A 21345-nucleotide genomic window follows, 5' to 3' on the forward strand; every position below is an offset into this window, starting at 1 on the left:
GCGGATCAGCTCGAACGCTTCAGCGGAATCTGGCCGCTGGCTGCAAGCTCGGCGGCTTCCTTGCGGAATGGGCTCGCGGGATAGGTTCCGAAGATCGTGATCTGCGTCGAGAAGAACGACAATTCCTCAAGCGCCAGCTGCACGGACCGGTCGACCGGATGGCCTTCGATATCGGCGAAGAACATCGTGGCGTTGAACGTGCCCTCTTCCTGATAGCTTTCGAGCTTCGTCATGTTGACGCCGTTGGTCGCGAAGCCGCCAAGCGCCTTGTAGAGCGCGGCCGGCACGTTGCGCACGCGGAACAGGAACGTCGTCATGACGGGGCCGTTGCCAGGCTCGGCGTCGTCGGGATCTTTGGCCAGAATGACGAAGCGCGTCGTGTTGTGCGTTTCGTCCTCCATGTCGCTTTTCAGGATTTTGAGGCCGTAAATTTCAGCGGCGAGGCGCGAGGCGATGGCTGCCGTCGTCGGATCGTTGCGTTCGGCGACAAGGCGCGCGGAGCCTGCCGTGTCAGCTTCCGGCACCGGCTTCAGTCCGAGCCTGCGCAGCGTCGTACGGCACTGGCCGAGCGCCTGCGTGTGACTCATCACGCGCTTGATCGTCTCGAGGCTCGCGTCTTCCGTCGCCATCAGCTGATGACGAACACGCAGGAAGTGCTCGGCGACGATATAGAGACCGGCGTCGGGCAGCAGGTGGTGGATGTCGGCGACGCGGCCCGCGACGGAGTTTTCGATCGGGATCATCGCATAGCGCGTCTCGCCGGATTTCACCGCCGACAGCGCATCTTCGAAGGTCGGATAAGCGACGGGTTCGAGATCGGGATAAGCCTCGCGCGCCGCGAGATGCGAATTGGCGCCGGGCTCTCCCTGATATGAAATCTTGGCAGGCGTGTCGGCAGGCTCGGTTCGATGCGGCATGGCGTGTCAGCGCTTACGGTTAGGAGATCAACAGGATTGTGAGAGGCGGACGGATCATGTCGCGATGAGACTGCGGGCGCGCTCAAGATCGGCTGGAGTATCGACACCGAGAGGAACGGTGTCAACGATCGCAACATCGATGCGCATTCCGGCTTCGAGAGCGCGCAATTGTTCAAGCTTTTCGCGCTTTTCCAGCGGCGACGGCGGCAGCGACACGAAGCGTTCGAGGCTCGCGCGACGATACGCGTAAATGCCGATGTGATGGTAAAGCGGGCCATCGCCCGACGGCGCCGACGCGCGCGTGAAATAGAGCGCACGGAGACGGTCGTCCGCGATCGGCGTGCCGACGACCTTGACGACGTTCGGGTTCGTGCGCTCCTCGGGTTCGGTGATGACGGCCGTGAGGGTCGCGATGTCGACTTCGGGATCGGAAAGCGGCGCAAGGCAGCGCGTAACGAGATCTGGATCGAGCGTCGGAAGGTCGCCCTGCAGGTTGACGATGATACCTGCGCGCTGGCCGGGATCGGCTTTCGTCACCGCCTCGAAAACTCTGTCGGAGCCCGACGCATGATCGGTGCGCGTCATGATCGCCTTGCCGCCCGCGGCCGTGACGGCATCGGCGATTTCCCCGCTGTCGGTCGCGACGATGACGTCTCCGGCGTTGGCGGCCACGGCGCGGCGCCAGACGTGGACGATCATGGGGGTGCCCGCGATGTCGGCGAGCGGTTTGCCGGGCAGGCGCGTCGCCTGCATGCGGGCGGGAATAACGATCAGATTATGGTGGGACACTGGCTGAAGAATCATCATTCGGTGACAAACTGTCTCGCCACCCTAGCAGGTGCGAAATGGTTTGTACGCTTGCATGAGAGAGGTGAGCTTATATACCTCTGCCGGTGGACTCGTACCAGTTGTATAGAACTTTCCTTTCGCACTTATACTTGCGTAACACCATCTGGCCAAATCCGGGGGCTTTGAAATGAGAATTGACGAATTCGAGTTCACCAAGATCGCCGGTGCGATTCTTTCCGCGCTGCTGCTGATCTTCGGGACGAAGACAATCATCGAGATGAACGTCGGCCATGGCGCGTTCAAGCCGGGCTTTACGCTTCCGGCTCCGAGCGAGGGCGGTGGTGCCGAAGCGCCAGGTGGCGCGGCGCCGGCTGCAGCCGAAACGCCTGAAGAAGCCGCGAAAAAGATCGTCGCGCTGCTTCCCAAAGCCAACGCCGAGAACGGTAAGGCGACCTTCAAGAAGTGCGCATCCTGCCACGTTGCCGAAAAGGACAAGAAAGCGACCGTCGGCCCGAACCTTTGGGATGTGGTCAATCGTAAACGGGCGTCATTCCCAGGCTTCGCCTATTCGGATGCTATGAAGGCCAAGGGCGGCGAGTGGTCGTTCGAGGAACTGGCGAAATTCATCCACAGCCCGAAAACCTACATTCCGGGAACGAAAATGGTTTTCGCGGGCCTCTCGTCTGATACCGACGAAGCGGATCTGCTCGCTTATCTGGCAACGCTTGCCGATACGCCCGTTCCCTTGCCAAAATGACGGCAAGTTAACTCGCTATACCACCTAAAGTTTGCGACCCTGCCGAGCTGTTGGCGGGGTCGCTTCATATCCGGCGTGGGCTTATCCCCGCGCCTCTAGGCTATGGTAGGCTTTCGAGCCCGAGGAGAAAGGTCGAAATCGAAAATGCGGATGCGCCTGACGTCGTTTGCCTTTGCCGCCATGGCGTTTCTCAGTTCTCCGCCGCTTTCGAATGGAGCGCGGGCCAACGAATCACAGTGCCACCCGGCGATCTCGCTCATCGGCGAGCCGAAGTACGGTGCCGATTTCAAGCATTTCGATTGGGTCAATCCTGACGCGCCGAAGGGCGGAACGCTTCGTCAGTGGGCGGACGGCACGTTCGATACGCTCAATCCGTTTTCCGACAAGGGCGTGAAGGCGGGCGGTCTGAACCTCATCTACGACAGCCTGTTCGCGAACAGTCCCGACGAGCCCGAAACGCAATACGGCCTGATCGCCGAATGCGCGTCCTATCCGGACGACTTCTCGTCCGTGACGTTCAAGCTGCGGCCGGAAGCCAAGTTCAACGACGGCACGCCGATCACGCCCGAGGATGTGATTTTCTCGTTCGACGAGTTCAAGAAGGTCAACCCGTTCTACGCGTTTTATTACAAGAACGTCGTGAAGGCGGAAAAGACCGGCGATCACGAGGTGAAGTTCACATTCGATTCGACCGGCAACCGCGAGCTGCCGATGATCGTCGGCCAGATCAGCGTCGTGCCGAAGGCGTATTGGGAAGGCAAGGACGCCAACGGACGCCAGCGCAGCCTCGGCGAAACGACGGTCGAGGTTCCGCTCGGCAACGGCGTCTACAAGATCAAGTCGGTCGATATGGGCCGGCGGATTACGTACGAACGCGTCGCCGACTACTGGGCGAAAGACCTGCCGGTGATGCGCGGGCAATATAACTTCGACACGCTCGAAGTGACCTACTACCGCGACCGGTCACCGGCGTTTGAAGATTTCAAGACGGGCAAGCTCGACTTCTGGCTGGAGAACCGCGCCGCTGCGTGGGCCGCGCAATACGATTTCGATGCGTTGAAAAAAGGCCTCGTGAAGAAAGAGGCGTTGCCGGTGAAGCGCGTCGCCGGAATGCAGTCGTTCGCGTTCAACACGCGGCGTGCGCAGTTCCAGGACCCGCGCGTGCGGCAGGCGTTCAACCTGCTGTTCAATTTCGAAGAGACGAACAAGAAGCTGTTTTACGGGTCCTATGTGCGGCTCAACAGCTTTTTCGAGAACTCGGATCTTGCGTCCAAGGGTTTGCCCGAGGGGCGCGAGCTCGAGATCCTGAACGAGATCAAATCCGAGGTTCCGCCGGAAGTTTTCACGACGGAATGGAAAAATCCGGTCAACGACAAGGACGGCGATTATCGCAAGCATCAGCAGGATGCGCTGAAGCTTTTCGAAGCCGCCGGATGGCAAATCAAGAGCGAAGCAACCGACGACGGCTCGTGCGGATTTTTCTGCAAGGCGATGCGCGCGGTCGGTTTGTCGTCAGCCAAGACGGCGCGCGTGCTCCGTAACGACAAGGGCGAGCAGTTGACCGCCGAGTTCCTGATCAACGGCGACACGTTCCAGAATATAATTCTGCCGTACATCCAGAACCTGAAGGCGATCGGCATCAACGCTTCGGTGCGGGCGGTTGACGACGCGCAGTACAAGCAGCGCGAAGACAACCGAGACTTCGACATCATCGTCGACACGTTCGCGCAGTCGAATTCGCCCGGCAATGAGCAGCGCGACTTCTGGGGATCGGCCGCCGCCGACAAGACCGGCAGCCGCAACACCATCGGCATCAAGAATCCCGCCGTCGACAAGCTCATTGATAAGATCGTGTTCGCGAAGGATCGCGCCGACCTCGTCGCCGCCACGCATGCGCTCGATCGCGTGCTGCTGTGGAACTTCTACGTCGTTCCGCAATGGTACTATCCTTATGAGCGCATTGCGTACTGGGATATCTTCGGCCGGCCGCAGACGTTGCCGTCGCAATCGGCTTCGTTGTTGCAAGTGTGGTGGCTCGATGCCGACAAACAGAAGGCCGTCGCAACAGCAAAGGCGAAATGATCCGGTGCCGGTCTTCTCTCAAATGCGAATGATTGCGACGCCGAGACTGGCGGCGTTGAGCGCAGTAGCGGCGGCGCTGTTGTTGCCGCTCACTGCGAGCGTTGCCGGCGCCGAACCGCGCCACGGGCTTTCCGTTTTCGGAGAGCTGAAATATCCGGCCGACTTCCAGCATTTCGATTACGTCAATGCGGATGCGCCGAAGGGCGGCCGGATCATTACGCTCGGCACCGGCGGCGCGAACACGTTCGACAATCTCAATCCGCACATCTTGAAGGGCGACTCGGCGCAAGGTCTGGATTTGCTCTTCGACGCGCTGATGGTTCGCGCGATGGACGAGCCCGACGCGGTCTACGGTCTGGTCGCGCAGTCGGCGGACGTTGCACCGGATCGGATGTCGGTGACGTTCAAGCTGCGCCCCGAAGCGAAGTTCTCGGACGGCACGAAGATCACGGCGGACGACGTCGTCTTCTCGTTCAAGACGATCAAGGAAAAGGGTCATCCGGCGCTGTCGCAGCCGCTGCACGACGTCGTGTCGGCGGAGGCGCTGGACCCGGAGACGGTGCGCTACACGTTTCAGGGAACGCTGACGCGCGATCTTCCGATCACCGTCGCGCAGCTTCCGGTGCTGTCCAAGGCCTACTATACGACGCAGCCGTTCGAGGAAACGTCGCTGAAGCCGCCGCTCGGGTCGGGTCCTTACAGGATCAAGAACTTCAAGCCGGGCACGTTCATTTCCTACGTGCGGCGCGAGGATTATTGGGCGAAGGATCTGCCGGTCAATCGCGGGCGCTTCAACTTCGACGAGATCCGCTACGATTACTATCGCGACCGGAACATCGAACTCGAGGCGCTGAAGTCCGGGCAGATCGATTTTCGCGAGGAATTCTCCAGCGTCTCGTGGGCGACGGGCTACGACATTCCCGCCGTGCGGAACGGCCGCCTGGTCAAGACGTCGCTTCCCGACAATCGTCCATCCGGCGCGCAGGGATTTTTCATCAATACGCGGCGCGAGGCGTTCAAAGATCCGCGCGTGCGGCAAGCGCTCGATCTGGTGTTCGATTTCGAATGGTCGAACAAGAAACTGTTCTACGGGCTCTATAAGCGCACAACGAGCTACTTCGAAAATTCCGACATGAAGGCGACCGGGGCGCCGCGACCGGAAGAATTGGCGCTGCTCGAACCGTACAAGGACAAGCTGTCGCCGGAAGTCTTCGGCGAACCTTATGTGCCGCCCGTGACCGACGGCAGCGGCAACAATCGCGACAACCTCAAAAAGGCGCGGGAGCTGCTGATCGCAGCCGGTTGGAAGCCCGGCGCGGATCACATGCTGCACAACGCCAAGGGCGAGGTGCTGACGATCGAATTCCTCGACTTCGAAGCCGCGTTCGAGCGCATTACCGTTCCCTATACGGACAATCTCAAGCGCATCGGCATCAACGCCTCCTGGCGCCTCGTCGATCCGAGCCAATATGAGCGGCGCGTCAAATCCTTCGACTTCGACGCGACGACGCAGCGCTATTCGCTTCGCCTGACGCCGGGCATCGAGATGCGCAGCTATTGGGGATCGGATGCCGCCAAGCTCGACGGGTCGTTCAATCTCGCGGGTATTTCAGATCCGGCCATCGACGGCTTGATCGACAAGGTGACGGCCGCGAAATCACGCGCCGAACTCGTCAATGCGACCAACGCCATCGACCGCGTGCTCCGCGCCGGACATTACTGGGTCCCGCACTGGTACAAGGCGTCATACGGCATCGCGTATTGGAACAAGTATTCGCATCCGGACGTGCAGCCGAAATATGATGCGGGCGTGCTCGATACGTGGTGGTTCGATGCGAAGAAAGCCGAGGCGCTGGCGTCCGGCAAACCCGAAACTCAATCGCAACAACAGCAACCGGCGAAGCCCTGATGGCCATCTATCTTCTGAAACGGGTGCTGCTCGTGATACCGACGCTGTTCGGGATCATGCTGTTTTCCTTCGTCATCATTCAGTTTGCTCCCGGCGGCCCCGTGGAGCAGATGATCGCGCAGCTGACGGGGAACTCCTCGTCGATCATCAGCCGCATGGGCGGCGGAGGCGGCGACGCGCTCGGCGGCGGCAATGCCGCGACGGCACAGCTCGGACAAGGCGCCGACGCGATCACGTCGAAGTATCGCGGCGCGCAAGGGCTCGATCCCGCCTTCATCAAGAGCCTCGAAAAGCAGTTCGGCTTCGACAAGCCGGCGCATGAGCGCTTTTTCCTGATGATGAAGAACTATGCGACGTTCGATTTCGGCAAGAGCTATTTCCGCGACGTGTCCGTGCTGGAGCTGATCAAGGAGAAGCTGCCGGTTTCGATTTCCCTCGGCATCTGGATGACGCTGCTGACGTATCTGATCTCGATCCCGCTCGGCATTCGCAAGGCGGTGAAGGATGGCGAGCCGTTCGATACGTGGTCAAGTGCGGTGCTGGTGATCGGCTATGCGATCCCCGGATTTCTGTTTGCGGTTCTGCTGCTCATTCTGTTTGCGGGTTCTTCGTTCTTCCAGTGGTTCCCATCGCGCGGGCTGTTCTCCGACAACTGGGATGAGCTTTCGCTGTTCGGCAAAGTCACGGATTACCTTTGGCACCTGACGCTGCCGATCATCGCGATGGCGGTCGGCTCGTTCACGGCGATGACGTTCCTAACGAAGAACTCTTTCCTTGATGAAATCCGCAAGCAGTACGTCGTGGCGGCGCGCGCCAAGGGGTTGACTGAAAATCAGGTGCTTTACGGGCACGTCTTCCGCAACGCGATGCTGCTCGTGATTTCCGGATTTCCGTCGGCGTTCATCAGCGCCTTCTTCTCCGGTGCGCTGCTGATCGAAACGATCTTCTCGCTGGATGGGCTCGGGCTGCTGTCGTTCGAAAGCATCGAGAAGCGCGACTATCCGGTCGTATTCGCGTCGCTCTTTATTTTCTCGCTGGTCGGGCTGTTCGTCGGCATTCTCTCCGACTTCGTCTACACCCTTGTCGATCCGCGCATCGATTTCGAGACGCGCGAGGTTTGAGCCGGATGGACCAGAAAACCGAAAGCTCTCCGATCGAAAGCACCGCGCCCGTCGCAACAACGCGCTGGCAGCGGTTCAAGCGGCGGTTTCATCTGTCGCCCGTCAACCGCCGCAGGCTCGCGCGCTTCAAGGCGCACAAGCTCGGCTATCGCTCGTTCCTGCTTTTCGCAGGACTGTTCCTGGTTTCGCTGTTCGCGGAATTCATCGCCAACGACCGGCCGCTGATGGTCAGCTACAAGGGCGAAATCCTGTTTCCCGTTCTCGTCGACTATCCGGAAGAGAAGTTCGGCGGGTTCCTCGCTGTCACGGACTACAGAACTCCTGACATCGCCAACGAGATCAAAGCCAACGGCTGGATGATCTGGCCGCCGATCCGGTATTCCTACGACACGATCAACAAGGATTATCCGGGCCGCATCGGCACGGGCGGCATTTGTCTCGGATATCCGTCGCCGCCGCCGTGGTCGTCGTCGATGAAGCTCTGCGATGCGCCAGCGGATCAATTGGCGCGCTTCCATGAGCTTGGGAATACCAACTGGCTCGGGCTCGACAGCCAGGGACGCGACGTCGTCGCGCGCGTCATTTACGGATTCCGGATCTCGGTTCTGTTCGGACTTATCCTGACCATCGTCTCCTCGGCGTTCGGCATCATCGCAGGCGCGGTGCAAGGATACTTCGGCGGCAAGGTCGACCTCATCTTTCAGCGACTGCTCGAAATCTGGAACTCGATCCCAGAGCTGTTCGTGTTGCTGATCCTGTCGTCGCTGTTCATTCCAGGTTTCTGGACGCTGCTCGGCATCCTGATGATCTTCAGCTGGACGTCGCTCGTCGGGCTCGTGCGCGCGGAATTCCTGCGGGGCCGCAATCTCGAATACGTGCGCGCGGCGCGGGCGCTCGGGCTTTCGGACTGGCAGATCATTTTCAAGCATCTGTTGCCGAACGCGACCGTCGCGACGCTGACGTTCCTTCCGTTCAAACTGTCGGGTGGCATCGCGGCGCTGACGGCGCTCGACTTCCTCGGTCTCGGCATGCCGCCAGGATCGCCGTCGCTGGGTGAGCTGCTGCTCGAAGGCAAAAAGCATCTCGAAGCGCCGTGGCTCGGCATTTCAGGCTTCGTCGCGGTATCGATCATTCTCTCGCTCGCGATCTTCATGGGTGAAGCCGTGCGCGACGCGCTCGACCCGCGCAAGACGTTCCGGATGCAGGGGAAAGATTAATGGCCGACACCGCCCCGCTCGTGGACGTGCGCAATCTCTCCGTTGCTTTCGGCGACGGCGCGGAGGCGACGCGCGTCGTCAAGGACGTTTCGTTTCATATCGACAAGCGCGAGATCGTCGCGCTCGTCGGCGAGTCGGGATCGGGCAAAACCGTTTCCGCGATGTCGATCCTGCAGCTTCTTCCGACATCCGCCTCGTATCCGACGGGAGAGATCCTGTTCGAGGGCAAGGACATTCTGAAAGCCAACGAAGCGCAGCTTCGCAGCATCCGCGGCAAGCGCATTTCGATCATCTTCCAAGAGCCGATGACGACGCTCAATCCGCTGCACACCATCGAGGTGCAGGTGGGCGAGATCATCAAGCTGCACCAGAAACTTTCCGACAGCGATACCAGGGCGCGCGTCGTCGAGCTTCTGACCAAGGTCGGCATTCGCGATCCGGAAAAGCGGCTGTCCGCCTATCCGCATCAGCTTTCCGGTGGCCAGCGACAGCGCGTGATGATCGCGATCGCGCTCGCCAATCAACCCGATCTGCTGATCGCGGACGAACCGACGACGGCGCTCGACGTCACGATCCAGGCGCAGATCCTCGAACTGCTCAAAGCGCTGCAAAAAGAGATGGGCATGGCAATGCTGCTCATCACGCACGACCTCGGAATCGTGCGGCGCATGGCCGAGCGCGTGTACGTCATGAAGAGCGGCGAGATCGTCGAGACTGGAAATACCGAAGACGTGTTCACCGCGCCGAAGCATTCCTATACGCGGCATCTGATCGAAGCGGAGCCCAAGGGCGAGCCGCCAGCGGTCGATACGTCCCGCCCTGTCGTCGTCGAGACGGATAATCTCAAGGTCTGGTTTCCGATCAAGCGCGGCTTGCTGCAGCGGACGGTCGATTACGTGAAAGCCGTCGATGGCCTTTCGGTGAAGTTGCGCGCGGGCGAGACGCTCGGCGTCGTCGGCGAGTCCGGCTCCGGCAAGACGACGCTCGGGCTGGCGCTGTTGCGGCTGCTCTCGTCCGAGGGCGCGATCGCCTACGTCGGCAAACGCATCGACGGCCTCACCAACAAACAGATGCGGCCGCTGCGCAAGGAAATGCAGATCGTTTTCCAGGACCCTTACGGGTCGCTGTCGCCGCGTCTGACGATCGGGCAGATCATCGAGGAAGGGCTTCTCATTCAGAATCCCGAACTCGACGAGGACGGCCGCAATGAGCGCGTCGCGACGGCGCTGCAGGAAGTCGGACTCGATCCCGCCACGCGCGATCGCTATCCGCACGAATTCTCGGGCGGGCAACGGCAGCGCATCGCCATCGCGCGCGCGATGGTGCTGAAGCCGAAGTTCGTCATGCTGGACGAACCGACGAGTGCGCTCGACATGAGCGTGCAGGCGCAGATCGTCGATCTCCTGCGCGACCTGCAGAAGAAGCGCGATCTTGCGTATCTCTTCATCAGCCACGACCTCAAAGTGGTCAGGGCCTTGTGCAACTACGTCATCGTGATGAAAAACGGCAAAGTCGTCGAGGAAGGTCCGTCGCGGGAGATCTTCGATCATCCGAAAGACGATTATACGAAGGCGCTGCTCGCGGCCGCGTTCGACATCAAGGTCACGCATCGGGCGGCGCTCGCGACTTAGCTTCGGCCTGGGTTAATATCGATTATTCAGGCCAGGGACAGCTCTCTGCCGCAGAATTGCCGTACCGACCGCGCTTTTGCTCGCGAGGTCAGCCCCTCGCGCGCCGATTCGTGTCGGCGGCGTGCGATGGCTTCGGATTTCGCTTCGAGAGGAACTCAATGATTTCGCACCGAAAGGCGGCTGTTGCAGCGGCTTCCCTCCTGTCGGCCTTCGTCATGGTGCCGACGGTATCCTTCGCGGAACCGCCGCAAGGCGACGCAGCAACGGAGCAGGACAAAAAGCATCGCGGACGCGAGGGCGGCGAACGGCGCGCGCCGCGCGAGGAAGGCCGTGGTGGCGGCGCGGGCATGCAAGGCAAAGAGCAGCGCGAGAACCGGCGCGGCGGCGACCGCCAGGGGCAAGTGCCGCGTGAGGAGCGACGTGGCGGCGGCCAGCAGGAGATGAAGCCGCAAGGTCAGTTCGGGCAGCCGCAACGGCCACAGCGCAATCAGGGCTTCGACAACGCTCAGCAGCCAAACAAGCCGGCGCTTGCGCCAGGTAGAAACGAAGATGGCAACAAGCCTTCGTTTACGAAACAGCCGCGCATTCAAGAAGCTCCGCCCGTCAACAACGCCGCTCCGAAAGAAACGGCGCCTCCCCCTCCGAACACGTTCTCCAAGGACCGCGGACCGGATCGTTTCAATCCTGATCGCGGCTCGCGGGATAACAAGCGGATCGGCGATCGGAATCCCGACTCTCGAGGCAGGCCCGATGCTGGCCCAGGCGCGGCTCCGAACACGGTTTCGCCAACCGGCAATCAACCGGGCTTCAGGCCGGGCGATCGACCGAGGCCATCGGTCGGCGGCTTCGGCGCAGCCGCGGATCGCGCCAGAAATCTTCCACGGCCGCCGTCAGCCGCTGACGCGCGCGTGCGTTTCGACAACCTGCGCAAGCAGCGGACCGAGAAAACTCTTTCGGGCGGCGGCGTCGAGATCAAGGAACCCGGCAACCGGACGATCTTCAAGCAGAACAATCGTTTCGTCATTCAGCATGACGAGACCGAACGTCTGCGTCGCGTTGCTCCAAATGCGCGTTTCGAGAAGGGCCGCAGCGGCACGAACATCGCCGTCATCGACCGGCCGGGCAACGTCAAGATCTATTCCGAGACGGATGCGAACGGACGTCTGCTCCGGCGCTACCGGCGCGGGCCTGACGGTCGCGATGTGATCATCATCGACAACCGGCACCGCGATCGCCGCGGCGTCAGAGGCCGTGATATCGCGGCGGGCGTCGGGATTGGCATCGGCGTGGTGGCTGGCGCAGCCATCCTCAACTCCATGCTCGATGTGCCGCCACCGCGCGTTCGTATCCCGCGCGACCAGTACATCGTCGAGTACGAAGGCGCGAGCGACGAGGCCGTCTATGACGCTCTGAGCGCGCCGCCGGTGGACGAGTTCAGCGATCGCTATACGCTGGACGAAATCCGCGCCACGGCGACGCTGCGCGATCGCATGCGCCGCATCGACCTCGATGACATCAACTTCGAGTTCGGCTCGTGGGAGGTCGATCCGGGCGAGTATCGCAAGCTCGAACGTGTCGCCCGTGCGATGAAGCGCGTGATTTCCCGCAACCCGAACGAGGTCTTCATGATCGAAGGCTACACTGATGCGGTCGGGTCGCAGGAAGACAATCTCTCGCTTTCAGACCGGCGCGCGGAATCGGTAGCGGAAGTTCTGACCGAAGAGTTCCAGGTGCCGTTCGAGAACCTCGTCACTCAGGGTTACGGCGAGGACTATCTCAAGGTACCGACGCAGGCTGCGGAACGTCTGAACCGGCGCGTTGCAGTTCGGCGCATCACGCCGCTGCTGGCACGCGGAGATGAGCCGCCAGGCCGGGCCGTGCCGCCGCCGCGCCGCGACGACGAGCGCTATGACCAGGGGCCCGACGACCGCGGCGGACCAGGCCCCGGCGGGCCGGACAGATACTGATCCCATAAAAAGGCGCATCTTAACGGTGCGCCTTTTTTTCATTCGGTGTGCAGCATGCAAGACGAGCCGATGCGTCGCGTCGTTCTGATCGGCGCGACCGGCTTTTTCGGACGGCGGCTGGCTGAGCGGCTGGCGACCATTCCGCAGATCGCACTTGTCGTGACGTCCCGTGATGAGGCGCGGGCGCGACAAGCGGCCGAAGCGATCCTGGTGGCGCACGCATCAGCGTCCGTGGCGTTTCTTGCGTTCGTGCGTAATGATCCTGCGAGCCTTGAGCGATTGCGGGCTCTCTCGCCGTGGCTCGTCATCGATGCGTCGGGACCATTCCAATCGGCGGATTACAGTCTGGCGCGCGCCGTTCTCAGCATGGACGCACACTGGATCGATCTTGCCGATGCGCGCGATTATCTTATCGGATTTGAAGCGGCGCTCGACGAGCCAGCGCGCCGTCGCGGATTGGTGGCGCGGGCCGGTGCGAGTTCGACGCCGGCGCTCTCGGATGCCGTGGTCGCGAGTTTGACGCGCGGCTGGCGGCGCATCGATACCGTCGATATTGCCATCACACCGGGCGGCGCAGGCGACGTCGGCGAGGCGGTGATCGGCGCGATCTTGAGTTATGCCGGATCGCCGGTTGCGATTTTCGCGGAAGGCCAGCGCGCCGCGACGTCCGGATGGGGCAGCGTGCGGCGCTCTCGCATTGACGGGCTCGGAGTTCGCTATCTGTCGCCGGTCGAGACGGCTGACGCGGATCTGCTTCCGGCGCGGTTCGCGATCACGTCGCGGGTGGCGTTTTATGCCGGACTTGAATCGCGCGTCGAGCAGTTCGGGCTGCTCTGCCTTGCGAAGCTTCGCCAGATCGGCGTCGCCGGAGATTTGCGGCGGCTTGCGCCGCTTCTCCGATCCGCACGGAAGCTGACGAGCGTGACGGCTTCTGATCGCGGCGGCATGACGGTCCATTGCGCGGGCCTCGATGGCGACGGCCGCCAGATTTGCGCGCAGTGGAAGCTGATTGCTGAACAAGGCGCGGGGCCGAACGTGCCGATATTGCCCGCTTTAGCGTTGGTTCGCGCCCTTCTCAAAGGTGAGGTTGCCAGCGGCGCCGCTCCCGCAGTTGGGATTCTCTCGTTGGATGCAATCGAAGCGGAAATGCCGGCACCGTCGCTGCGCACATCGCGTTCGAGTAGCGTCAACGATCAAGGTTCGAGTTTATTCGCCGAAGCATGCGGAGCGGACGCTTATCGCGCGCTACCGCGTCCGTTGCGTGCCTTCCACGACAACGACGGCGTTCCGGTCTGGGCCGGGAAAGCCGACATCGATGTTTCGCGCAATCTCCTGGCGAGATGCGTCCGGTTCGCGTTCGGGTTTCCTGCCGCCGGGCGTGACGTTCCGATCACCGTCAGCGTCGACCGGCGCGCGGGGCAAGAGACTTGGACGCGAAACTTCGCGGGGCAGCGTTTCGCATCGCGCCTGACGCACGAAAGCGGCAACGTCGTCTCGGAGCGCTTTGGGCCGTTCAAGATTTTGCTCGCAATCAAAGCAGTCGGCGAGCGGATCGAAATGCCGGTCATCGGGTGGCGTCTCGGTCCGATCGCGCTTCCGCGCGCTCTCGCGCCGAAATCGAACACGCGCGAATTCGTCGACGAGCGCGGTCGCTTCCGGTTCGACGTCGCGATTGGCTTGCCGCTCATCGGTCAGCTTGCGCATTATCGCGGCTGGCTCGAGCCCAAAATCTTATCGGCGCGAAACTTCCAGGATAGCGAAGTTGCAGCCGCCAAACTGTGAGCAGGTGATCAGTCGGGCGACGCGGGACGCCAGCCTGCGGCGAGCGCTTCGGCTTCCGAGCAGAACCATCGCTCGCCGCGCGCGGTGTCGATCTTCACGCGGCCGTACCACGGGCTCCAGGGCATATGATAGATATGGCCGTGCGATGAGATGTTGCCCTTGATCGCGCAGCCGCCCGGCGCGGTCGCTTCGGCGACCTTCCATCCGGCGCGTCGGAAGTCCCAAGGCGCTTCGGCGGGGCCTTGCCAGACTCCGGCCTGTCGCGCGCGCGCTTCGGCTTCCACGTCCACGTAGGTGCGCGCGTATTTGACGAACGCCCACGCCATGCCGGCGCGAACCATTGCTTCGTTGATGTCAATGCCATCCTCGATGCAAACCGCGAGCGTTCGATGGTAGACATCGCTTCCGGTTCGGTCGCAGGTCAGGTCCTTGTGTTGGACCAAAGAGCGAAGGAACGCCGCCGAGACCTTGCCGCAGTCCCAGCTCTCGCCGCTCGCGGTCCGGCACGTCTGCGCCAGTTCCGGCGCGTCGATGCCTTCGAGACGGACGCGCGTCGGCCCGACATCGAGCGTATCGCCATCGACGACTTGGGCTTGTCCGGTGATGATCGCTGGATCGTTGGTGGCCGATGGTCCGGTCACGGCGACGGCAATCGCCGGCACAAGAAGCAGTACCGCGAGCGCAGCGAAAAACGCACCGGCCGAGAGACCGGTGCGGCTGAGTTTTACGGACAGGACGGACGCCAAAACATTCATCGGCGTCGAGTCTCGGTGAGTCGTGTGTCACAACCTGGGCGGACTCGTGTCGGAGTTATACAATCTTATATTGCAATAACAACCGTCGCTTACCGGGTTGCAGATAGGCCGATTGCCGATTGCAGGCCGCGAGCTTCGGAAAGGTTGGCGCCGACGGTGGCCGTGCCGGTCAGATCGGCGCCGTCGAGTGTCGCGCCAGAGAAATTCGCGCCGCCAAGCCGCGCGCCTCGCAAATTGGCTCGCGCCAGATTGGCGTCGCGGAAATTTGCGTGCTCGAGACTGTTCATGCTGAGATTGGCTTCCGTCAGATTGGCGCGGCTGAAGTTCGCCGCCGCGAGGCTCGCCATCGGCGTGATCAAAACCTCTTCGCGCGGATCGCGTGGGCCGAAGGTCGCCGACGTCAGATCAGCGTCGCTGAAATCGACGGAATCGAACCGGCCGTTCAGATGCGCGGCAACCAGGCGTGCGTTTCGGAACGACAGGATCGGCGCGCGAGGCGTCGCCATATCGACAAAGACATTCGGCCTTAGAATACTGGCGCCCGAGAGGTCGGCGCGCGATAGATCCGTTCCGATCAGCGTGGCGCGATCGAGGCGCGCGGCTTTGAGACTCGCGCCGGAGAGATCGGCTCCCGTCAGATCCGCACCATAGAAATTGACGCCGTCGAGCTTGGCTTTTTTGAAATTGAGGCCGCTCAGATCGAGGTCTGAAAGATCCTTGTTCGAGAGATTGGGCGTTTGGCCCGAGGGTGTGGCAAACAGAAGGGCCGTGACCTGTCGCGCGGTCATATCGGCGGCGCGCACAGCAGCCGGAACCGCGCAGCAGAGGATCATCCACAATATTGCTTTGCGCCCAACCAACATTCGTCCTCCGCCGAGCAAAAAAACGTCCGACGCCCAAGCGACGGATCATATAATGGCCTGAAGTTTCACGTACCAGCTACTAACCGAATTCCGAGGATTTGAATGGCACCGCAACCTCCTGGGCCACCTCCACAGTTTCCCGGCTCTAGGGGGGACTACGTGCGTGCGCCGCTCGGTTCCGGTCCGCGCCGGCGGCCGCCCCCTCCGCCGCCGCGTCGGCGCAACGGCCTCCTGCTCGGCATCGTCTATTTCTTCCTCTTCGTGCTTCTCGTTGGCGGCGCGGGCGTCGCCTATCTCGCGTTCAATCCGCCGAGTGACTTCATCCGGCAGCGGATCGCCGACGAAGTTCGCTCGCGCACCGGGCGCGAACTCGTAATGGCCGGACCGGCGTCTTTCACGTTCTATCCGGCGATCGGCATCTCGCTCAAAGACGTGTCGCTGTCGGGACCGCCGGGCATGGACGGCAAGCTCGCGCAGATGCAGGCGCTGGACGTCAGCATCAACGCGTCGGCGCTGCTGTCCCGTCGCGCAGAAATTCAGTCGCTCGTGCTCAGGAACCCGACGTTCGATTTCCGCATCGACAAGGACGGACGCAAGAACTGGCAATTTGCGTCAGGCCCGGAGCCGGTGCGGTATGCCGAGCTTCAGGCACAAGGCACGCGCGCCGACGTCGCGCCGTTCGTGATGGCTGCCGCGGACGCTGCACCCGCTGCGCAGAGCGGCATCGCAATTCATGATTTGAAGCTCGATGACGTGAGGATCGAAGGCGGCACGTTCCGCTTCACTGACGAACGCAGCGGCAGAACCGAGCAGGTGCATGGCGTCAACGCGAAGCTCGGACTTCCCTCACTCAGCAAGCCGTTGACGGCGACGGGCCAGTTCGGCTGGCACGATAAGCTGCTCAATTTCGACGGCTCCGTTTCCGACGTCGGCAATTTCAAGCTGCAGCAAGCGGCTCATCTCAAGTTCAAAGCGAAGAACGATGTGCTGGCGGCATCCTACGACGGTAGCGTGACGCTCGACGAAGGCGTCGCGCTCGAAGGTCAGGTCAACGCGCAATCAGACTCCGCACGCGCGCTCGCGCAATGGTTCGGCACGCGGCTGCCTCCGGTTTCCGGGTTCGGGCCGCTGTCGATCCAGGGCACGTTGAAAACGAGCGGCAATGTCACCGATTTCCAGAATGCGCAGTTCGGGCTCGACGGCGCGGTCGCAAAGGGAACGATCCGGGTCACGACAGGCGGCGTCCGGCCGTTCGTCGAGGCGGATCTCGCGATCTCCGAACTCGATCTCAACCATTATCTCACAAGCGCCGTTACCGGCGTGCTCGCGACGGAAAGTGCGGGCGAACCGGATCGCGCGCCCGCATCAGCGCCTCCGGCCAACGCAAACTCGGGTGGCGGTGCAAAGCAGCCAGACGAGATTGAGAAGCTTCTGAACGCGCCCGCCCAAAATCCGGGAGCGAAAGTTTACGGCGCCGTCCAGCGCGCCGGGTGGTCGAGCGAAAAGCTCAATCTGACGCTGCTCAACGTCGCCGACGGCAACATTCGCGCGAGCGCCGGGAAAATCCATTTCAAGAACATGACGCTCGGGCGTTCGTCGGTGGCGATCGCCGTGAAGGACGCCGCGATGCGAGCCGACTTCAACGATGTCGAGTTGTATCAGGGGCGCGGCAAAGGCAGCGTGACGCTCGACGGTTCGGCGGGCTCGGCCAATCTCGCCGCGAACGTCAACCTGCAAGGCGTGTCGGCGCTGCCCTTCCTGAGGGATGCTGCGAATTTCGAATGGCTATCCGGCAAGGCCAACGTGGCGCTGAACCTCGCCGCGAACGGGCAGAGCCAGCTGCAGCTCGTCGAAAACCTGAACGGCAACGCCGCGTTCCGGTTCGCCGATGGCGCGGTCGTCGGCTTCAATCTGCCGGGCGCGCTGCACGGCCTCGCGAACGGCGATTTCTCGGGGCTGAAGAAGTCGCCGTCGGAGAAGACCGACTTCAGCGCGCTCGCCGCCTCCTTCACCGTCGCGAACGGCGTGGCGCAGAATCAGGATTTGCAGCTTCTGAGCCCGCTGCTGCGCGTTTCCGGCGCGGGGACCGTCCACATGCCGGAGCGGACGGTCGACTACACCGTTAAGCCCAAGCTCGTGGCGTCTCTCGAAGGCCAGGACGGCAACGCCACGGAGACCGGGATCGAAGTGCCGGTGAGAATCTCGGGCTCCTGGGATCGGCCGAGCTACCGGCCCGATCTCAAGGGCGTGCTTTCCGATCCAGGCAAGGCGGTCGACACGATCAAGGAGCTTGGCAAGAAGTACAAAGGCAAAAGCGTCAACGAGATCGCCGACGATCTGCTCGGCAAGGACGATGGCGACGCTTCCGGCGACAAAGCCAACACGAAGAAGGCGGCAAAGAATTTGCTGAATAAGCTTTTCGGCAAACAGCAGGAGTAACGACGTCATTTTTGTCGCGATTCTGACGTCAAAAACGGACGCTTCGTCCGTCAAAACGACGCGTGACACGAATTGCAAAACATCTTGTTAAGCTCCTGGGCCGCCACGACGAAAAAAAATTCGGCATGGGGCAAAAAAAATCTTGCGCAGGGGGGGCATAGGCCTCATATGCACGCTCTCTCGTCTGTCCACCTGCCAACATGGTCGAGGTTTTCCAGAACCAATGAGGTAAGGAGCGGGCGAGTCAAACCTGTCTACTGGTTGGGGAGGGTCATATGGCCTTTAATGACACCCTCTTCCAATTGGGGATGGACTTGACTCGTTCAAGCACCGCCCAAAAGGAAGATCACTCGCGCGCTGAGTTCAACGCGGAAGTGCAGGACTCGATTTCGAGTCCGATCGTCGATCGAAGCGTACACACTGCAGGGACTACGATCTTTATCGATCTCCACGGCGCCAAGCGCCTCGACGACATCAAGTCGGCCGAGCGTGCGACGAAGCGTGCCGTCGAGACCCTGGGCCTCAAGCTCAAGAGTCTCCACCTTGACCGCGTCGCCGGTGGCGGCGTGTCGGGTGTCGCGCTCCTGAGTTCCGGGCACCTCTCTCTGCAGGCATGCTCGCGGACGGGCTTTGCGGCCGTCGACGCGCGTGGATGTGCGGGCGTAAAGCCGGAAGTGGCTTTGCTCGCTCTCGCGGACGCCTTCGGGGCGCGCGAGGCCGTCATCCAGCGCAAGCGGGCGCAGGCAGACCTCGACGTGCCGGCATTGCGCGTTATCGCGAAAGCGCCGCGCAAGACCCAGCGTCAGCGGGCCCAGGCGAAGGCGGCTTAAGAAAGAAAGACTCTTTGTTTGCGCCGGGCGACTCCCCTTGCGGGGAGCCGGCCGCCCGGCGCGGATGAGTGTCGTTGCGCTCAGCGGCTTTCTTTCGGGGAGCGACCGCTAGGCGCGTAGTCGCCTCGACTTTCTTCGTACCAGTGACAGGCGCCGCGATCAGGGTCTTCTGATCGCGGCTTTCGTGCTGTCTGCGATCTAAGGAGCGCCGGACTGACTCGCGAGCGAGCTTAGGAGCTCTTTGGTTTCGTCCGTGGGCGAGATGCACGGACGGCGGCTTTGGATGTGTTCAACGCCACGGCTGCGCGAATCAGCGCCTTGAATCCTTTTTCGTCGATCTTGCCGCCTTCGGTGATGTCGATGGCGCGCCTTGTGCTGCCTTCGAGGCTCGCATTGAACAAGTGCGAGGGATCCTGCAGCGACGCGCCGTTGGCGAATGTCAGCTTTACGAGCGACTTGTACGTCTCGCCCGTGCAGATGATGCCGTCGTGCTCCCAAACTGGAACACCAGCCGGATTGGACGGCTTTCTCCATTTCACCCCTTCGATCACATCAGGATCGGCCTCTTTGATGAGGCTACGGATTCGGATCAGCATCTCACCGCGCCAGTCGCCCAGCGCCTTGATCTTGGCGTCTATGAGTTGAGAGGACATCGCTTCGCCTCGTGATTTTGCGGGTCATCCCGCAGCTAAAGCGGCTCGCTGAGTCGGGCGGCGTCCTTGGCGGGTTCGGCGGCTTTCATCGCTTCGGTAGGCAGCAGCGAGGCGCCGGCCGATTTCGAAAGCCGCATGAAGATCAGAACCGACGACGCCGAGATCGCGGCGATGAGCAGAAAAACCGGCGGAAAGTGCGAAGCTTCGATCGCGTTGCCACCTTCGACCTTCTGCACGAGTTCCAATCCGATGGCCGCAATGGTGACGCCGACCGAGCCCGACAGGTTCTGGCAGACGGCGGCGAAACTCGTCGCGCGGCTCAGAAGCTCGGGCGGGATGTCGGCGTAAGCGAGTGTGTTGAGGCTCGTGAACTGAAGCGAGCGCGATAATCCCCCGGCGAGAAACAGCAGAATGATCATCAGCGCCGGCGTGTCGATCGTAAAGACGGCGGGCAGCAGCGCGAACAGGCTCGAGACGACAGCATTGATGAGCAGCACGCGACGAAAACCGAAGCGCCCGAGGATCGTCGCCACCTGGGTTTTCATGAACAGCGCGCCGATGCCCGTCGCGAACGTCAGCATGCCGGATTGAAACGCGGTGAGGCCAAATCCCGCCTGAAACAGCAGCGGCAGGAGAAACGGTCCGGCCCCGAGCCCCACACGGAACAGAAAGCCTCCGATGACGCCGGCGCGATAGGTCGGGATCTTCAGCAGATTGAGATCGATGAGCGGTTCGGAGACGCGCATCGCGTGCCAGACGTAGGCCGCCAGCAGCGCCGCTCCCAGCAACGTGATGACGCCGATTGTTTGCGGCGTCGCCAAGCCGACGCCCATCAGCGTGACGCCGGTGAGGAACAGCGACAGGCCGGGTCCGATCAGCAGGAAGCCGCGCAGATCGAAGCTCGAGGGCGCGTCCTCGCGTACGTCCGGAATGAAGCGCGTGATCAGCACGAGGCCCAGAAGCGCGACGGGAATGTTGATCCAGAAAATCCAGCGCCAGTTGAAATACGTCGTGATGAAGCCGCCGAGCGGTGGCCCGACGACGGGGCCGATGAGCGCCGGAATCGAAAGCCATGCAATCGCGCCGATGATTTCCGCGCGCGGGATTGTTCGGAGCACGATGAGGCGGCCGACGGGTGTCATCATGGCGCCGCCCATGCCTTGCAGCACACGCGCGGCGACGAGGGTCACGAGGCCGGTCGAGAGCGCGCAGGCGATGGAGCCGATGGCGAAGACGACCATCGCAGCTCGGAAGACGTTCTTGGCGCCGAAGCGATCCGCCATCCATCCCGATGCCGGAATGAAAACGGCGAGCGCCAGCAGGTATGTCGTTAGCGCGAGCTTGAGGTTAATGGGATTGACGCTGAGGTCTTTCGCGATAGCGGGCAGCGAGGTCGCGAGCACGGTCGCGTCCATGTTCTCCATGAACAGCGCCGTGGCGACGATCAGCGGAATAAGGTTGCGGCGCAGAAGTTCGGTCATCGGGGCTCTCTAACACGCTTACAAACGCCCGTGCGCCCGCATTCCGGCGACATGGCAGCCGTGCTCCAGGGTGCGGCAAAAACCGCTGGAATGCTGCCGGATAGTCCGTCGTTACCCGGTTGAGTGGTGCGTCGACACCCGAGAAAAGCTAT

Annotated in this window: 16 protein-coding genes; 10 read left to right on the plus strand and 6 right to left on the minus strand. The window is 62.0% G+C overall.

Going from position 1 to position 21345, the window contains the following annotated elements; genetic code table 11:
• Positions 1 to 5: 5 nt before the first annotated feature.
• Together HDEN_RS13500 and HDEN_RS13505 are read right to left on the minus strand one after the other, a co-directional pair.
• Positions 6 to 917, minus strand: coding sequence for a prephenate dehydratase (locus HDEN_RS13500; protein ID WP_013216686.1), 912 nt, complete (start codon positions 915 to 917; stop codon positions 6 to 8).
• A 54-nt stretch (positions 918 to 971) separates the two neighbouring features.
• Positions 972 to 1724 carry a 3-deoxy-manno-octulosonate cytidylyltransferase gene (locus HDEN_RS13505; RefSeq protein WP_013216687.1) on the minus strand — a complete coding sequence of 251 codons (753 nt, stop codon included), beginning with the start codon at positions 1722 to 1724 and terminating at the stop codon, positions 972 to 974.
• Between the two features lie 169 nt (positions 1725 to 1893).
• On the opposite strand from HDEN_RS13505, the gene HDEN_RS13510 reads away from it, so the two are divergent.
• From HDEN_RS13510 to HDEN_RS13545, 8 genes are all read left to right on the plus strand, one after another.
• Entirely contained in the window at positions 1894 to 2463 is a 570-nt protein-coding gene (locus HDEN_RS13510) for a c-type cytochrome (protein ID WP_013216688.1), read from the plus strand.
• Positions 2464 to 2607: 144 nt separating this feature from the next.
• Positions 2608 to 4545, plus strand: coding sequence for an extracellular solute-binding protein (locus HDEN_RS13515; protein ID WP_013216689.1), 1938 nt, complete (start codon positions 2608 to 2610; stop codon positions 4543 to 4545).
• Between the two features lie 28 nt (positions 4546 to 4573).
• Entirely contained in the window at positions 4574 to 6454 is a 1881-nt protein-coding gene (locus HDEN_RS13520) for an extracellular solute-binding protein (protein ID WP_041921668.1), read from the plus strand.
• Positions 6454 to 7575: a microcin C ABC transporter permease YejB gene (locus tag HDEN_RS13525; RefSeq protein ID WP_013216691.1), complete on the plus strand. Its 1122-nt coding sequence runs from the start codon at positions 6454 to 6456 to the stop codon at positions 7573 to 7575. The genes HDEN_RS13520 and HDEN_RS13525 overlap by 1 nt, the downstream gene beginning before the upstream one ends.
• A gap of 5 nt (positions 7576 to 7580) precedes the next feature.
• A complete protein-coding gene (locus HDEN_RS13530) occupies positions 7581 to 8792 on the plus strand; it encodes an ABC transporter permease (RefSeq protein ID WP_013216692.1) in 1212 nt (403 codons plus the stop codon).
• Positions 8792 to 10423 carry an ABC transporter ATP-binding protein gene (locus HDEN_RS13535; protein ID WP_013216693.1) on the plus strand — a complete coding sequence of 544 codons (1632 nt, stop codon included), beginning with the start codon at positions 8792 to 8794 and terminating at the stop codon, positions 10421 to 10423. The genes HDEN_RS13530 and HDEN_RS13535 overlap by 1 nt, the downstream gene beginning before the upstream one ends.
• 158 nt (positions 10424 to 10581) lie before the next feature.
• On the plus strand, positions 10582 to 12390 hold the full coding sequence (locus tag HDEN_RS13540; RefSeq protein ID WP_013216694.1) for an OmpA family protein: 1809 nt from the start codon (positions 10582 to 10584) through the stop codon (positions 12388 to 12390).
• A gap of 54 nt (positions 12391 to 12444) precedes the next feature.
• Positions 12445 to 14172, plus strand: a complete 1728-nt coding sequence (locus HDEN_RS13545; RefSeq protein WP_013216695.1) for a saccharopine dehydrogenase family protein — start codon at positions 12445 to 12447, stop codon at positions 14170 to 14172.
• 8 nt (positions 14173 to 14180) lie between these two features.
• On the opposite strand, the gene HDEN_RS13550 is transcribed toward HDEN_RS13545, so the two are convergent.
• Together HDEN_RS13550 and HDEN_RS13555 are read right to left on the minus strand one after the other, a co-directional pair.
• Complete coding sequence (locus HDEN_RS13550; protein ID WP_013216696.1) at positions 14181 to 14927, minus strand: thermonuclease family protein; 747 nt, start codon at positions 14925 to 14927, stop codon at positions 14181 to 14183.
• An 89-nt stretch (positions 14928 to 15016) separates the two neighbouring features.
• The gene (locus HDEN_RS13555; RefSeq protein ID WP_245256644.1) at positions 15017 to 15760 is read right to left on the minus strand and encodes a pentapeptide repeat-containing protein; all 744 of its coding nucleotides are present in this window, start codon (positions 15758 to 15760) and stop codon (positions 15017 to 15019) included.
• A gap of 189 nt (positions 15761 to 15949) precedes the next feature.
• On the opposite strand from HDEN_RS13555, the gene HDEN_RS13560 reads away from it, so the two are divergent.
• Positions 15950 to 18229 carry an AsmA family protein gene (locus HDEN_RS13560; RefSeq protein WP_245256645.1) on the plus strand — a complete coding sequence of 760 codons (2280 nt, stop codon included), beginning with the start codon at positions 15950 to 15952 and terminating at the stop codon, positions 18227 to 18229.
• A 308-nt stretch (positions 18230 to 18537) separates the two neighbouring features.
• Positions 18538 to 19059: an S-adenosylmethionine decarboxylase family protein gene (locus HDEN_RS13565; RefSeq protein ID WP_244466256.1), complete on the plus strand. Its 522-nt coding sequence runs from the start codon at positions 18538 to 18540 to the stop codon at positions 19057 to 19059.
• 230 nt (positions 19060 to 19289) lie between these two features.
• Here the strand turns inward: HDEN_RS13565 and HDEN_RS13570 are convergent, their stop codons facing one another.
• Positions 19290 to 19712: a DUF1801 domain-containing protein gene (locus tag HDEN_RS13570; RefSeq protein ID WP_013216700.1), complete on the minus strand. Its 423-nt coding sequence runs from the start codon at positions 19710 to 19712 to the stop codon at positions 19290 to 19292.
• A 35-nt stretch (positions 19713 to 19747) separates the two neighbouring features.
• Entirely contained in the window at positions 19748 to 21193 is a 1446-nt protein-coding gene (locus HDEN_RS13575) for a DHA2 family efflux MFS transporter permease subunit (protein WP_013216701.1), read from the minus strand.
• Positions 21194 to 21345 lie beyond the last annotated feature (152 nt).

Origin of the sequence: Hyphomicrobium denitrificans ATCC 51888, assembly GCF_000143145.1 — a bacterium.
Taxonomy (GTDB): Bacteria; Pseudomonadota; Alphaproteobacteria; order Rhizobiales; family Hyphomicrobiaceae; genus Hyphomicrobium_B; species Hyphomicrobium_B denitrificans.

Coding starts and splice junctions, on each gene's coding strand:
- HDEN_RS13500 (WP_013216686.1), bottom strand. CDS start 917: ATGCCGCATCGAACCGAGCCTGCCGACACGCCTGCCAAGATTTCATAT.
- HDEN_RS13505 (WP_013216687.1), bottom strand. CDS start 1,724: ATGATGATTCTTCAGCCAGTGTCCCACCATAATCTGATCGTTATTCCC.
- HDEN_RS13510 (WP_013216688.1), top strand. CDS start 1,894: ATGAGAATTGACGAATTCGAGTTCACCAAGATCGCCGGTGCGATTCTT.
- HDEN_RS13515 (WP_013216689.1), top strand. CDS start 2,608: ATGCGGATGCGCCTGACGTCGTTTGCCTTTGCCGCCATGGCGTTTCTC.
- HDEN_RS13520 (WP_041921668.1), top strand. CDS start 4,574: ATGATTGCGACGCCGAGACTGGCGGCGTTGAGCGCAGTAGCGGCGGCG.
- HDEN_RS13525 (WP_013216691.1), top strand. CDS start 6,454: ATGGCCATCTATCTTCTGAAACGGGTGCTGCTCGTGATACCGACGCTG.
- HDEN_RS13530 (WP_013216692.1), top strand. CDS start 7,581: ATGGACCAGAAAACCGAAAGCTCTCCGATCGAAAGCACCGCGCCCGTC.
- HDEN_RS13535 (WP_013216693.1), top strand. CDS start 8,792: ATGGCCGACACCGCCCCGCTCGTGGACGTGCGCAATCTCTCCGTTGCT.
- HDEN_RS13540 (WP_013216694.1), top strand. CDS start 10,582: ATGATTTCGCACCGAAAGGCGGCTGTTGCAGCGGCTTCCCTCCTGTCG.
- HDEN_RS13545 (WP_013216695.1), top strand. CDS start 12,445: ATGCAAGACGAGCCGATGCGTCGCGTCGTTCTGATCGGCGCGACCGGC.
- HDEN_RS13550 (WP_013216696.1), bottom strand. CDS start 14,927: ATGAATGTTTTGGCGTCCGTCCTGTCCGTAAAACTCAGCCGCACCGGT.
- HDEN_RS13555 (WP_245256644.1), bottom strand. CDS start 15,760: ATGATCCTCTGCTGCGCGGTTCCGGCTGCTGTGCGCGCCGCCGATATG.
- HDEN_RS13565 (WP_244466256.1), top strand. CDS start 18,538: ATGGACTTGACTCGTTCAAGCACCGCCCAAAAGGAAGATCACTCGCGC.
- HDEN_RS13570 (WP_013216700.1), bottom strand. CDS start 19,712: ATGTCCTCTCAACTCATAGACGCCAAGATCAAGGCGCTGGGCGACTGG.
- HDEN_RS13575 (WP_013216701.1), bottom strand. CDS start 21,193: ATGACCGAACTTCTGCGCCGCAACCTTATTCCGCTGATCGTCGCCACG.